Below are 12985 nucleotides of genomic sequence, written 5' to 3'. Positions count from 1 at the left end.
GCAAATTATGTTGCGTGTAGAGAATTTAAACGCCTGGTACGACCGCAGTCACGTCTTGCAAGGTGTGTCACTCCAAGTTAATAAAGGTGAAATTGTCACTCTGATGGGTCGTAATGGTGCTGGTAAAACCACTACCTTACGCTCATTAATGGGCTTGCTTTCCAAGCGTCAAGGTAAAGCTGAAATTGATGGCACTTCATTTTTAGATCTACCGGCACATGAACGCTTTCACCTTGGTTTAGCGTATGTTCCAGAAGATCGCCGTATTGTTCCTGGCCTCACCGTAAAAGAAAACTTAGAGCTTGGCGTGATTGCTAAAAAGAATTCTGGCGACATGGCTGCACTAGTTGATGAAATCGCTGAAACTTTTCCTAGACTAAAAGAGCGCCTTCATCAGGACGGCACCTCTATGTCAGGCGGCGAGCAGCAGATGCTAGCGATCGCTAGAGCCATGATTGGCAAGCCTAAAGTGATTTTGCTAGATGAGCCTTCAGAGGGCATCATGCCGGTTTTGGTTGATGAAATGTTTGAGTTATTTGCCAAACTAAAGCAAGAGGGTCTAACGATTCTTTTAGTGGAGCAAAACGTTCAGCAGGCTCTAAAAATTTCTGATCGTGCTTACATTCTGGATCAAGGCGAGATTGTGTTCCACGATACCGCTCAGAATCTCTTAAACAACGACGAGATTCAGCAAAAGTATTGCGCGGTTTAAATCAAGTGTAACCAACGGCCTAATTGATGCCAATAACTATCTGGTACCAAAGTCAGAAGCCAGGTAAAGATAACGAAGCGCAATAGCTTGCCTATAAACATATAGATCAAGCATGGCTTCCAGGGAAGCTTTAGCCATCCCGCTGCTAAACATAAGGGGTCGCCAAGACCAGGAAGCCAAGAGAGCAATAACAACTTGGGGCCCCAACCTTCTAACCAACGCTTGAGACGACTATTGCTAGGCTCATCCATTGATTTAAAGCTATTACGAGCGACCACTCCAAGCCACCAATCCACCATTCCACCCAATGTATTGCCAACCGTAGCAACCATAATCGCAAGCCAGAATAAGTGGGGATTCAGAGTGATGTAGCCAAACAAGATAGGCTCGGAACCTGCTGGTATTAATGTGGCGGAAATAAATGCGCTAATGAATACCGCCGGCAATCCTACAGATGGCATCCCAAACCAGGCAAAGAAATGCTCGAACATATGCTCCATTAAGACCAAGCCTCCATGGCATAGGGGCACAAGCAGATGGGCACAATCCACTGGCTTAGGTTGCTGGCAATTATGGTGCCTTCGTTTGCTCTCATAGAGTCTATTTTGCCTTGTTTTGGTTAGGATCCAAGATTTCTAAATCTTGCTTAAACTAACGTCTGTACGAGCAGTTAAACCATAAAACTTATAAATTGAGACTTCCATGAGTTACCCCATTCCAAAGCCTGACCAATATCAAGAAATGCGCGAAGCATTACGCGACCTCTGCGGCTCTTTTGACTCCGCTTACTGGCAAAAAATTGATCACGAAAGAGGCTATCCAGAAGCTTTTGTGGATGCGATGACCAAAGCTGGATGGTTAGCCGCCCTCATTCCAGAAGAATATGGTGGATCAGGCTTAGGCCTTGCCGAAGCTTCCGTCATCATGGAAGAGATTAATTTTTCTGGCGGCAATTCAGGCTCATGCCACGGGCAGATGTACAACATGGGCACCTTGTTGCGCCACGGATCAGAAGCCCAGAAAAAAATGTATCTCCCCAAAATTGCATCAGGAGAGTTACGCTTGCAAAGCATGGCTGTAACTGAGCCGACAACGGGGACTGATACAACTAAATTAAAAACCACCGCAGTTAAAAAGGGTGATAAGTATGTGGTGAATGGCCAAAAGGTTTGGATTTCCCGCATTCAACACTCTGATCTGATGATCCTACTGGCTCGCACTACCCCCATCAGTGAAGTACAGCGTAAATCAGAAGGTATGTCGATCTTTATCGTGAATCTTGCTGATGCTATTGGCAAAGGTATGGAAGTTCGGCCAATTGCCAACATGGTCAATCATGAAACCAATGAAGTGTTCTTTGACAATCTTGAAATTCCTGCTGAGAACCTCATTGGTACCGAGGGTCAGGGCTTTAAATATATTTTAGATGGATTAAATGCAGAACGCGTATTAATCGCTGCAGAATGCATAGGTGATGCTTACTGGTTTATTGATCGCGCCCGTCGTTACGCCAATGACCGAGTCGTATTTGATCGGCCTATTGGCAAAAACCAAGGTATTCAATTTCCGATCGCAGATAGCTATATTGAAACTGAGGCAGCCAATCTTATGCGCTTTAAAGCTTGCGAGCTATTTGATGATCACCAACCTTGCGGCCCAGAAGCCAATATGGCTAAATACCTTGCGGCCAAAGCGTCTTGGGAGGCTGCTAACGTATGCCTACAAACCCATGGTGGTTTTGGCTTTGCCAATGAATATGATGTTGAACGTAAGTTTAGAGAAACTCGCCTCTATCAAGTGGCGCCAATTTCAACCAATTTGATTTATTCCCATATTGCCGAACACGTTCTTGGTCTACCAAGATCTTTCTAAGAAATCACCCATATGAGCATTCGCCCACTAGATGGCATTACCGTTGTTTCTTTGGAGCACGCTATTGCAGCGCCCTTTTGCACTCGCCAACTCGCTGATTTAGGAGCGCGCGTGATTAAAGTTGAAAGGCCTGGAGGTGGTGATTTTGCTAGAGGATATGACACCCAAGTGGATGGACTTAGCTCTCACTTTGTTTGGGTGAATCGCTCTAAAGAAAGTTTGGCTTTAGATCTAAAGCAGCCGGCAGCAATCGCCACACTCAAGAAACTGCTTAAGACAGCGGATGTCTTAGTGCAAAACTTAGCTCCGGGAGCTGCAGCCCGTATGGGACTTACTGCAGAGGTTTTGCAAAAAGAAAATCCCCGACTCATTCTGTGTGACATCTCGGGCTACGGTAATGATGGTCCCTATCGCGATAAAAAAGCATACGATCTATTGATTCAGAGTGAGGCTGGCTTCTTATCGGTTACGGGCACCCCAGAAAGCCCAAGCAAGGCCGGCAACTCAATCGCTGATATTGCAGCTGGCATGTATGCTTACACTAATATTTTGGCCGCCCTACTGCAAAGAGGAAAAACTGGCAAAGGCTCGGTGATTGACATCTCGATGTTGGAGTCGCTAAGTGAATGGATGAGCTTCCCAATGTATTACGCCTATAAAGGTGCGGAGCCACCACCAAGAAATGGTGCGTCACACGCAACTATCTACCCATATGGCCCCTTCAAAGCAGGCGACGGCAAGACTGTCATGCTGGGACTTCAAAACGAACGTGAATGGGCGCAGTTTTGCGAGACAGTTTTAGAGAATCCCGCGCTAGCTCAAGATGAACGCTTTGACCGCAACTTCAAACGTAACGAAAAACGTTCTGAGCTCCTAGAAATCATTAATGCTTGCTTTAGCAAACTCAGCTCAGAGCAACTAATCGCTCGATTAGAAAAAGCACAAATTGCAAATGCCCATCTCAATGACATGGCGGGCCTTTGGAAGCATGAACAACTGAAAGCTCGCAATCGTTGGACTGAGGTTGACACGCCGAATGGCTCGATAGCCGCCCTTTTACCCCCAGGCCTCAATGACAGTTACGACTATCGCATGGATCCTATACCTGCTGTAGGACAGCATACTGACGCCATCCTTAAGGAGCTCGGAATGTCAGAGTCTGAAATAGCGTCTATGCGAGTTAGCGGAGCAATTTAAAGCAGGGGTGAAGTAAGGTGTGCGGCATTCTCCAGGTAACGGCGCCAGGTTGGTCGTTTTGCCCAGGCTTTTGGATCAACATAATCTGATTGCGCCAAATAAGATTCAATTAACTTCTCTAATTTGGCACAGAAATCAACGTTGTAAACAATGAGGCTGATTTCAAAATTAAGACGTAGGCTGCGTTGATCAAAATTTACAGAGCCAAAAATGGCAATGCGCTTATCAATTAATAAGCTCTTGGTATGCAACAAGCCGCCATGGAACTCCGCAATAATGACTCCAGAGTTCATCAAATCCTCATAGAAGCTCTTGCTACTCCAAGCCACTAGAGTGGAATCATTGAGCTTAGGAACGATTAAGGTAACCTTGACACCTCTGGCTGCCGCAGCCATCAGCGCCTGGATTAAACCATCATCCGGACCAAAATAAGGCGTAGTAATAGTCAACTCCTCACGGGCATCCAAGATGGCTGACAGCAAGACTTGATAAAGAATATCGTCACGGTAAACAGGACCCGAAGAGAACTCTTGAGCTAAAGCCGCACCTTCATGAGGTGATGCTGGCGGCTCGCGATCTTTAAAGTTAGTAATGTTGGGGTTATCAACACTCCAATCAAATGCAAAGGTCAGCTCGAACTGAGAGGCCACAGGACCCTCAATGCGAACCATCGCATCCACCCACTCACCTACGCCTGAATCCTGCTTGAATGTGCGTGGATCAACTAAATTCATGCTACCCGTCCACACTACGGCGCCATCAATAACGAATATCTTGCGATGTAGACGCAAATCGGCACGACGGAACTGAAAACGACCAATCTGAATCGGCAACGCCTCGGTTACCTCAATCCCAGCCTTACGAAAACGTGCCGGCCATGAAGACTTAAACCAATCTTTGCTACCCAGAGAATCCAGCAATACACGACAGGCAACGCCGCGCTGAGATGCCGCAATCAAGGCTTCACAAACTCTATCGGCATCGCCGCCTAAAGCCCATATATAAAACTCTAGGTGTAAGCTTTTTTTGGCGTTATTAATCTCATCAATAAAATTTTGTAATATTTTGAGTGAATTGGTATGCAATTCGATTTTGTTCCCAGCTACCACTGGTGAGCCATTTTTGGACTCAGCCAAAAGACTAAGGGCTCTTCCCTCAACCGGCAACTTCTGCCTATCAGCCGCAAACTGCTGGCGCATTGTCTCGGTAATTTTTTCATACTCGCGATTCATACGAACAATCTTGCGGGTAAGCTTTCGGCCTACAGGTCTTTCACCTATCAGAACATACAAAGCGATTCCTAAAATAGGTACTAATATTACGATTAGAAACCATGCGAATGCTACACCTACTGGTCTTCTAACTGAGACTAAATGAATACCAAACAAAAGCACAATAAAGGCATGTACGATTGGAACCCATATTAGAGAGAATCCAAAAACGGATCCAAAAATAAAAGCAATAATATTCATAGAAGTTCCAATTCAGCAGTAATGCCTAGATGATCTGATAGCTTTAGCCATTCATGCAAAATTTTTGCAGAATGAATTTTTAATCCACGCACATAAATCCTATCCATAGGAAGTAATGGCTTCACACTCGGAAAAGTTTTCGCCGGCGAGCCGGTGAGCACTTCAAATACCTCATCAAAACCAGCGGCTTTCATGGGTGCGCTCACGCGATTGCGCCAATCGTTGAAGTCTCCTGCAACGATCGTGGGTCCATCTTGCGTCAAATCTTGAATATGTCGAATGATCGTCTCCAGCTGTCGCTCCCTGCCGCGTTCAAAGAGCGCCAGATGCACACAAAAGCAATGAATAGGCTTATCGATACCTTCTAACCTAGTAATGCTGTGCAACAACCCACGACCCTCAAAGCGATATGCTGAGATATCGTAGTTATTTCCTTTTTGCTGTGGATGTCTAGAAAGAATCGCATTGCCATGATGCCCATCACGATATTCCACATTCTTTCCATAATGCCAATGCTGCCAAAAATCCTCGGAGAGAAAGTGAGTTAATTCTGTCAGCGGCCATTGCTCAAAGCGCCTTAATCTTCCTCGATGCTCCTGCTGCAATTCTTGCAAAAAAAGGAGGTCTGGATAATGACTGCGCATTTTCTGGCGCAACTGATAAATCGTGGCATGACGATGTAAGGGCGACAAACCCTTATGAACATTCATACTTAAAACTGTAAAACGGGGAGAGTTAACTGGGCTCATTAAAACTGCCCTGCAGCGCGTTGACGACGAACGCGTGCCAAATAGATTTCACCTTCGACCAATTCTTGGCACTGCATACATTTATTACATATTGAAGCCTGCTCCCGCAGCTCATCAATAGAGTCGATCGGGTGAGCATCCAAATACTCACGCAAATCCACGTCGAGGACCTCATTGCAGAGGCAAATCACTTCAGCCATAAGTCGAAAATAGGGAAATCAATCGCATTACAGTCATTTTGCCATTGCCTTGATAGAATCTAGCGCATGTTGAAAGCTTTCCAAGATGCCCTTTCTTTACTCGTCCAGCTAGATGGCGCAGTTTTGGGTATCGTCCTGGTCTCCCTACAGGTAAGCCTGAGCGCCCTCTTGATTGGCACACTTTTAGGTCTGCCTATTGGCGCCCTTCTGGCAACCGAGCAATTTACCGGTAAAAAGACAATCATTGTGACCCTCAATACCTTGATGGGCGTACCTACAGTGATAGTTGGGGTCCTGGTATATCTCATGCTATCCCGCACAGGCCCCCTGGGGGCTTGGGGCTGGCTATTTACGATCAAGGGTATGGTTGTGGCTCAGACCCTGCTCACGACCCCTCTAATTGCGGCCCTAAGCCGACAAATCCTCGAGGATTCTTGGAGAGTTCATAGAGACTCCTTTCTGAGCCTAAAACTACCCCCACTCTCACGTTTCAAGTGGCTTTTATGGGATTGCCGGTTTTCCCTGACCATTGCCGTCCTTGCTGGTTTAGCCAGGGCAATCTCTGAGGTGGGAGCAGTCATGATTGTGGGTGGAAATATTGATCGCTCCACTAGAACTATGACCACAGCCATTGCACTAGAGACGAGCAAAGGGGATCTGCCTTTGGCCCTTGCCCTTGGAATGGTCCTGCTGATGATTGTTCTGCTGGCTAATTTATTTACGTTTGCAGTACGCCAAATTGCGGAGCACCGCTATGGTTAATGCAGTTGAAAATTTTGAGAAGTGTATTGAACTCAAAGACATCATCGTCAAGAGTAATGGCAGAACAATTCTCAATATTCCACATGCCATCATTCCTGCAGACAGAATTACTGCTTGTATTGGGCCGAATGGTGCTGGCAAAACGACTTTTCTCAAGGTGCTTGATGGCCTTATCAAACCGGATAGCGGCACTGTCACCTACTCCTTCAAAACTAAGACCTCATTAGTACTGCATCACACCCCGATGATAAAAGCTTCTACAGCCGCTAACATTGGGATCGTTCAAGATGTCGATTCAAGCATCACGAAAATGGATATCCAAAAGGTCATGGAGGAAGTTGGTCTCAGCAACTTAGCCAATAGTCCAGCACATCAATTATCTGCCGGCGAAAGACAAAAGCTATGCCTTGCAAGAGCCATTCTTCTTAAGCCGAATTTAGTTTTATTAGATGAACCCACCGCAAATCTTGATCCCAACACTACCGAACAGGTTGAAGACCTCATTCGAAAATTTGATCAGCACGGTGCAGATGTTATTTTTTCGTCCCACCAACTGGCGCAAGTTCAAAGACTAGCTCAGCACATCATCTTTATTGATCAAGGCGAGATAAAAGAAAAGGGACCCGTAGGCCCCTTCTTTAACAATCCTCAGACAAAAGCAGCTAAACGCTACTTACATCAAGAATTGCTATCCGACTAATTACTTAGCAGCAGGTGCCGCAGGCGTAGCTGGGGCCGCTGGAGCAGCAGCTGCAGCTACCGGCGGAGTAAATGGTGGAGGCGCAGTACAAGCTCCTGGAGCTGGCGTTCCAGGGACTCTATATTGATCTGCAACCTTGTTTTGCGCCAAACACAATTTATAGGCACCCACTCTATCGCCATAAGCAGTTTTAGCTTTAGCCAAGGCCGCCGCTTCTGCCTGTTCAGGAGTCAATGGAGGTAACGCAGCAAATACTGCAGTACCAGCAAAAGCACAGAATGTGAAAGCAATGATTTTTTTCATGGCTTATCCCTTTTTATTGAGTTCGTCATACCAGAGCTCATGGTGCTCTTTAGCCCAAGTAGCATCAACATAACCAGTTTTCATACCGTCGATTGAACCCTGCATACCAATAGTACCGATATAGATATGTCCCATCGCTAGTGCACTCATCAAGATCGCAGCACTGCTATGAATAATGTTGGCAATTTGCATGGTGCCACGTGTGTATTCAATAGTCATGAACGGCACAATCATATCGAGCACAAAACCTGAGGCTGAAATGAGGAGACCCAAGAATGTCATGCCAAACCAGAACCAGAATTTCTCACCGAAGTTAAAGAAACCAGCTGGGATATGTTTGCCATTCAAAATTCCACCGAAGTTCATGATCCAATTCATATCCCCTTTGCCTGGAATATTCTTACTTACGAAGAGCAAGAAGAAGATCACGATACAGATCGTAAACAATGGTCCAGTGAAGTTATGAATATTCTTGCAAACGTCTAGGAAAGAACCATAAGCTGCTCCACCCATCAAAGGCATTGCAAAGTATTTCCCGTAAAGAATTAGCAAGCCAGTAAATGCCAAGGCTAAAAAGCTGAATGCCATCAACCAGTGCACCAAGCGATCAAAGGCGCTGAAGCGTTTGATTTTCACACCTGACATTGGCTCATGCAGCTTGATTGAACCCTTGATTGTGTACATTGCAACCACGCCAAAAAAGGCAAGCGCAAGCAACCAACCACCGTATACGGTAATAACACCGTTACGAATCACGCGCCATTGTTGACCAGAGCGCTGAATCAATACGCTAGCTTCTTTGTCTGGAATGCTGACATAGTTGTATGGATCGCTATTGGCGGAAGTGAAGATAGATGGGTTCGCTGGCTGTGCCTGTGCTTGCGTTCCATTGGCTAAAGCATTTGGATTAGCCGGTACAGACAATGGCGGAATATCTACTCCACTAGGGGATGGTAGAGGCGCCATCGGTGCGCGCTCCGCAAAACTCATCCCGCTTGCCAAAGTCAGCGACAAACCTGCGGTCACTACTAAAGCGCGTAGAACTTTTGAAAATGATCGTTTCATACACATGTCCTTAAACGTTTTCGTTTTATTTATAGTTATTTAGTTGATCACTTAACGCGACTGTATTCGTTTTGACCTTGGGTACGCTTGTCAACAGACTCAGTCCAACTAGCCTGATTACCTGGCGTCCAGTTCTTAGTCATAAAGCCATTATTAGCACCCATGTAAGGAGCTACGTCTGGACGTTTAGCAGCCTTAGCAGCAATTTCTGGAGGCTCAGAGCAAGCAGCCAACAACGTTGCTGCCACAAAACACAATCCGAAAGTTTTGAAATTAACTTTCATTATTTAGCTCCTGGAATTTTTGCAGCAGGCGTTGGTGTTGGCGCTGGTGTATCGGGACCACCGTAGGCAGTGGTCCAACCAAATGCTTTGGACCCTGGGTACTTACCATTCTTCTCACGCATCGCAACGCGATTATTAAAGATGCTAGAAATAATGTCGCTATCGCCACCAATCAATGCCTTGGTTGAACACATCTCAGCGCATAGTGGCAACTTACCTTCTGCCAAACGATTACGTCCATACTTCTCAAACTCAGCAACGCTGCCGTTTTCTTCTGGACCACCGCTACAGAATGTGCACTTATCCATCTTGCTACGAGTACCGAAGGCGCCTTTGCTCAAGAATTGTGGTGCGCCAAATGGGCATGCAAAAGAGCAGTAGCCGCAACCGATACAGATATCTTTATCGTGCAACACAACACCTTCGTCAGTGCGGTAGAAGCAATCTACTGGACATACCGCCATGCAAGGTGCATCGCTACAGTGCATACATGCAACTGAGACTGATTTTTCTTGGCCAATGATGCCGTCGTTCACCGTTACAACGCGGCGACGATTAACACCCCAAGGCACTTCGTTATCATTTTTACAGGCTGTGACACAACCGTTGCATTCAATGCATCGTTCTGTGTCGCAAATAAATTTCATTCTTGCCATTGTGTTCTCCTGACTTTATTTTTTAACTTAGGCAAATTTTTCGATTTGGCACATAGTGGTTTTGGTCTCTTGCATCATCGTCACCTGGTCGTAACCATAGGTTGTTGCAGTATTGACCGCCTCACCAAGAACCACTGGAGCTGCGCCTTCTGGGTAGTACTTACGCAGGTCATTGCCCTGCCACCAACCAGCAAAGTGGAATGGCACGAATGCAGTTCCTTGATCAACGCGCTCAGTAACTAATGCGCGAACCTTGATCTTGGCACCCGTTGGAGACTTAACCCATACGTAATCCCAGTTTTTAATGCCGCGATCTGCTGCAGCCTTAGGATTGATCTCCACAAAGTTTTCTTGTTGAAGTTCAGCCAACCATGGGTTTGAACGAGTCTCATCACCACCGCCCTCGTACTCAACCAAACGACCAGAAGTCAGAATGATTGGGAACTTCTCGTATAACTTCTGATTCAAGTTTTGATCTTGAACAGTCTTATAGAGAGTTGGCAAGCGCCAGAAATTCTTCTTATCTGCAGAAGTTGGATACTTGCGCATCATCTTCTCGTTAGTGCTGTAGAGCGCTTCGCGGTGAATTGGAATTGCATCCGGGAAGTTCCAAACTACTGCACGTGCTTTTGCATTACCAAATGGATGGCAACCGTTTTTCATCACAACACGCTGAATACCGCCAGACAAGTCAGTCTTCCAGTTCTTACCTTCAGCAAGCTTTTTCTCTTCTTCAGTTAACTGATCCCACCAACCAAGTTTCTTCACGAACACGTGATCAAACTCTGGGTAGCCAGTAGTAATCGCAGAACCCTTAGAACAGGAGCCATCGCCAGCCAACAAGCTCACACCCTCACGCTCAACACCGAAGTTGGCTCGGAAGTTGCCGCCACCTTCCATCACACTCTTACTGGTGTCATAAAGATTTGGTGAACCTGGGTGTTTAATTGCAGCAGTGCCGTAGCAAGGCCAAGGCAAGCCATAGTAATCACCAGTAGTGTCGTAACCAGTTACTGGGTCTACACCACCACGTGATTTCAGAGTCTTTGGATCAAACGTTGCAACCATTCTCATATGCGCTTTGAGACGCTCAGGAGTTTGGCCTGTGTAACCAATAGTCCAAACGGAACGATTGATTTCACGCAAGATATCTTCGATCTGCGGCTCTTTCCATTGCTTACCAGCAAATTTAGAGTTGAGCATTTTGTAGTTCTTAGATAACTCTTGACCAAAGCCAAGGCGATCAGCAAATGCTTGCATGATCACGTGATCTGGAACTGACTCGAACAATGGGTCTATAACTTTTTCGCGCCACTGTAAGGAACGATTAGAAGCTGTCGCGCTACCGCAGGTTTCGAACTGAGTCGTGGCTGGCAATAAATACACATTACGGTTTTTATTAACAACATCACCTTCTGCTGGAGGCATTGCTGCCATCGCCGCAGTCGCACTTGGGTATGGATCAACTACAACCAATAAATCTAACTTATTCATCGCGCGCTTCATATCTAAGCCGCGTGTTTGTGAGTTAGGTGCATGACCCCAGAAGAACAAACCTTTAACGTTAGTCTGCTGATCGATCATGTCGTTATTTTCTAGAACGGCATCAACCCAACGAGAAACGGTAGTGCCAGACTTCTCCATCATGTCCGGTGCATAACGACCTTTGATCCATTCGTAGTCAACACCCCAAACTGTTGCGTAGTGTTTCCATGAACCAGCCGCCAAGCCATAGTAGCCAGGCAATGAGTCTGGGTTAGGACCTACGTCAGTTGCACCTTGAACGTTATCGTGACCGCGGAAAATATTTGTACCGCCACCAGATTTACCAACGTTACCTAATGCCAACTGCAAGATGCAGGATGCGCGAACCATCGAATTACCAATGGTGTGCTGTGTTTGACCCATACACCATACAACGGTGCTTGGACGATTCTTAGCCATAGTTTCAGCAGCTTTGTACATTTGGGCTTCAGGTACGCCGCAAGCCTCTTCAACAGCAGCTGGAGTCCACTTCTCCATAACTTCTTTACGGATCTCATCCATGCCATAAACACGGTCATTGATGTACTTCTTATCTTCCCAGCCGTTTTTGAAGATGTGATACAGAAGACCAAACAAGAATGGAATGTCTGTACCAGAGCGAATACGGATGTATTGATCTGACTTCGCCGCTGTACGGGTGTAACGCGGATCAACCACGATCACTTTGCAACCATTCTCTTTTGCGTGCAACAAGCTCAACATAGAAACTGGGTGCGCCTCAGCAGCATTTGAACCAATGTACAAAGCAGCTTTGGCATTCATCATGTCGTTGTAGCTATTTGTCATCGCACCATAGCCCCAGGTGTTTGCAACACCGGCAACTGTTGTGGAGTGACAGATACGAGCCTGATGGTCTGTATTGTTTGTGCCAAAGAAAGAGACCCACTTACGGAGTAAGTAGGCCTGTTCGTTGTTGTGCTTTGATGAACCGATAAAGAACATTGCATCCGGAGAATATTTCTCACGAATGTTCTTCATCTGAGCAGTAATTTCGGTTAGAGCTTGATCCCAAGAAATGCGTTGGTACTTACCGTCAACCAACTTCATTGGATAACGCAAACGATAGTCACCATGACCATGCTCGCGCAATGAAGCACCTTTGGCGCAATAAGCGCCCATATTGATTGGTGAATCAAATACGGAGTCCTGACGAACCCACACACCATTCTCAACTGTAGCGTCTGTAGCGCAACCTACTGAACAGTGAGTGCAAATGGTGCGCTTCACTTCAATTTTACCTTTGCCGTCGAGCATTGCTTTATTTTGCTCTGCAGATGCTTTTTGCACAAAGCTCAATTGGCTAGCGGCGATACCAGCCCCAACGCCAACGCCTGAGCGCTTCAAGAAAGTTCGACGGTCCATTGTTGGAACCGCTGCTTTCAATCCGCGAGATAGGCTGCCTATCAAATGAGATGAAGAGCGGCTGCTTTGTGGGGTATTTGATTTACGAGTCAGACTCATATGGTGT

General features: G+C 46.2%; 14 protein-coding genes. 5 read left to right on the top strand and 9 right to left on the bottom strand.

What is annotated here, in order from left to right; genetic code table 11:
• Positions 1-7 precede the first annotated feature (7 nt).
• Positions 8-712 carry an ABC transporter ATP-binding protein gene (locus tag QMF28_RS03265; protein WP_068321702.1) on the top strand — a complete coding sequence of 235 codons (705 nt, stop codon included), beginning with the start codon at positions 8-10 and terminating at the stop codon, positions 710-712.
• On the opposite strand, the gene QMF28_RS03260 is transcribed toward QMF28_RS03265, so the two are convergent.
• Positions 709-1212 carry a YqaA family protein gene (locus QMF28_RS03260; RefSeq protein WP_281743243.1) on the bottom strand — a complete coding sequence of 168 codons (504 nt, stop codon included), beginning with the start codon at positions 1210-1212 and terminating at the stop codon, positions 709-711. The genes QMF28_RS03265 and QMF28_RS03260 overlap by 4 nt on opposite strands.
• Positions 1213-1414: 202 nt before the next feature.
• Here QMF28_RS03260 and QMF28_RS03255 point away from each other — a divergent pair, with 202 nt between their 5' ends.
• Together QMF28_RS03255 and QMF28_RS03250 are read left to right on the top strand one after the other, a co-directional pair.
• Entirely contained in the window at positions 1415-2584 is a 1170-nt protein-coding gene (locus tag QMF28_RS03255) for an acyl-CoA dehydrogenase family protein (protein ID WP_281743242.1), read from the top strand.
• A 12-nt stretch (positions 2585-2596) separates the two neighbouring features.
• On the top strand, positions 2597-3781 hold the full coding sequence (locus QMF28_RS03250; RefSeq protein ID WP_281743241.1) for a CaiB/BaiF CoA transferase family protein: 1185 nt from the start codon (positions 2597-2599) through the stop codon (positions 3779-3781).
• Here the strand turns inward: QMF28_RS03250 and cls are convergent.
• The 3 genes from cls to QMF28_RS03235 are packed head-to-tail and all read right to left on the bottom strand — an operon-like array spanning position 3778 to position 6202.
• Positions 3778-5253 (bottom strand): cardiolipin synthase, encoded by a 1476-nt coding sequence (cls, locus tag QMF28_RS03245; RefSeq protein ID WP_281743240.1) that lies wholly within the window; start codon positions 5251-5253, stop codon positions 3778-3780. The two genes, QMF28_RS03250 and cls, sit on opposite strands and share 4 nt — an antisense overlap.
• The gene (locus QMF28_RS03240; RefSeq protein WP_281743239.1) at positions 5250-6002 is read right to left on the bottom strand and encodes an endonuclease/exonuclease/phosphatase family protein; all 753 of its coding nucleotides are present in this window, start codon (positions 6000-6002) and stop codon (positions 5250-5252) included. Before QMF28_RS03240 ends, cls begins: the two co-directional genes overlap by 4 nt.
• A complete protein-coding gene (locus QMF28_RS03235; RefSeq protein WP_281743238.1) occupies positions 6002-6202 on the bottom strand; it encodes a hypothetical protein in 201 nt (66 codons plus the stop codon). Before QMF28_RS03235 ends, QMF28_RS03240 begins: the two co-directional genes overlap by 1 nt.
• A 66-nt stretch (positions 6203-6268) precedes the next feature.
• Here QMF28_RS03235 and QMF28_RS03230 point away from each other — a divergent pair, with 66 nt between their 5' ends.
• A complete protein-coding gene (locus QMF28_RS03230; protein WP_281743237.1) occupies positions 6269-6964 on the top strand; it encodes an ABC transporter permease in 696 nt (231 codons plus the stop codon).
• The gene (locus tag QMF28_RS03225; protein WP_068321730.1) at positions 6957-7664 is read left to right on the top strand and encodes an ATP-binding cassette domain-containing protein; all 708 of its coding nucleotides are present in this window, start codon (positions 6957-6959) and stop codon (positions 7662-7664) included. The genes QMF28_RS03230 and QMF28_RS03225 overlap by 8 nt, the downstream gene beginning before the upstream one ends.
• On the opposite strand, the gene QMF28_RS03220 is transcribed toward QMF28_RS03225, so the two are convergent.
• The 5 genes from QMF28_RS03220 to QMF28_RS03200 are packed head-to-tail and all read right to left on the bottom strand — an operon-like array spanning position 7665 to position 12978.
• Positions 7665-7967, bottom strand: coding sequence for a hypothetical protein (locus tag QMF28_RS03220; protein ID WP_281743236.1), 303 nt, complete (start codon positions 7965-7967; stop codon positions 7665-7667). It lies immediately after the preceding gene.
• Positions 7968-7970: 3 nt separating this feature from the next.
• Positions 7971-9032, bottom strand: a complete 1062-nt coding sequence (locus QMF28_RS03215) for a formate dehydrogenase subunit gamma (RefSeq protein WP_068321736.1) — start codon at positions 9030-9032, stop codon at positions 7971-7973.
• Positions 9033-9079: 47 nt separating this feature from the next.
• Positions 9080-9316 carry a hypothetical protein gene (locus QMF28_RS03210; protein ID WP_281743235.1) on the bottom strand — a complete coding sequence of 79 codons (237 nt, stop codon included), beginning with the start codon at positions 9314-9316 and terminating at the stop codon, positions 9080-9082.
• Positions 9316-9972 (bottom strand): formate dehydrogenase FDH3 subunit beta, encoded by a 657-nt coding sequence (gene fdh3B, locus QMF28_RS03205; protein WP_068321742.1) that lies wholly within the window; start codon positions 9970-9972, stop codon positions 9316-9318. Before fdh3B ends, QMF28_RS03210 begins: the two co-directional genes overlap by 1 nt.
• Positions 9973-9999: 27 nt before the next feature.
• Positions 10000-12978, bottom strand: a complete 2979-nt coding sequence (locus QMF28_RS03200) for a formate dehydrogenase subunit alpha (RefSeq protein WP_281743234.1) — start codon at positions 12976-12978, stop codon at positions 10000-10002.
• Positions 12979-12985 lie beyond the last annotated feature (7 nt).

The organism is Polynucleobacter yangtzensis (assembly GCF_027924165.1).
Taxonomy (GTDB): Bacteria; Pseudomonadota; Gammaproteobacteria; order Burkholderiales; family Burkholderiaceae; genus Polynucleobacter; species Polynucleobacter yangtzensis.
This window is presented reverse-complemented; position numbering and strand designations above follow the sequence as displayed.

Coding starts and splice junctions, on each gene's coding strand:
- QMF28_RS03265 (WP_068321702.1), top strand. CDS start 8: ATGTTGCGTGTAGAGAATTTAAACGCCTGGTACGACCGCAGTCACGTC.
- QMF28_RS03260 (WP_281743243.1), bottom strand. CDS start 1,212: ATGGAGCATATGTTCGAGCATTTCTTTGCCTGGTTTGGGATGCCATCT.
- QMF28_RS03255 (WP_281743242.1), top strand. CDS start 1,415: ATGAGTTACCCCATTCCAAAGCCTGACCAATATCAAGAAATGCGCGAA.
- QMF28_RS03250 (WP_281743241.1), top strand. CDS start 2,597: ATGAGCATTCGCCCACTAGATGGCATTACCGTTGTTTCTTTGGAGCAC.
- cls (WP_281743240.1), bottom strand. CDS start 5,253: ATGAATATTATTGCTTTTATTTTTGGATCCGTTTTTGGATTCTCTCTA.
- QMF28_RS03240 (WP_281743239.1), bottom strand. CDS start 6,002: ATGAGCCCAGTTAACTCTCCCCGTTTTACAGTTTTAAGTATGAATGTT.
- QMF28_RS03235 (WP_281743238.1), bottom strand. CDS start 6,202: ATGGCTGAAGTGATTTGCCTCTGCAATGAGGTCCTCGACGTGGATTTG.
- QMF28_RS03230 (WP_281743237.1), top strand. CDS start 6,269: ATGTTGAAAGCTTTCCAAGATGCCCTTTCTTTACTCGTCCAGCTAGAT.
- QMF28_RS03225 (WP_068321730.1), top strand. CDS start 6,957: ATGGTTAATGCAGTTGAAAATTTTGAGAAGTGTATTGAACTCAAAGAC.
- QMF28_RS03220 (WP_281743236.1), bottom strand. CDS start 7,967: ATGAAAAAAATCATTGCTTTCACATTCTGTGCTTTTGCTGGTACTGCA.
- QMF28_RS03215 (WP_068321736.1), bottom strand. CDS start 9,032: ATGAAACGATCATTTTCAAAAGTTCTACGCGCTTTAGTAGTGACCGCA.
- QMF28_RS03210 (WP_281743235.1), bottom strand. CDS start 9,316: ATGAAAGTTAATTTCAAAACTTTCGGATTGTGTTTTGTGGCAGCAACG.
- fdh3B (WP_068321742.1), bottom strand. CDS start 9,972: ATGGCAAGAATGAAATTTATTTGCGACACAGAACGATGCATTGAATGC.
- QMF28_RS03200 (WP_281743234.1), bottom strand. CDS start 12,978: ATGAGTCTGACTCGTAAATCAAATACCCCACAAAGCAGCCGCTCTTCA.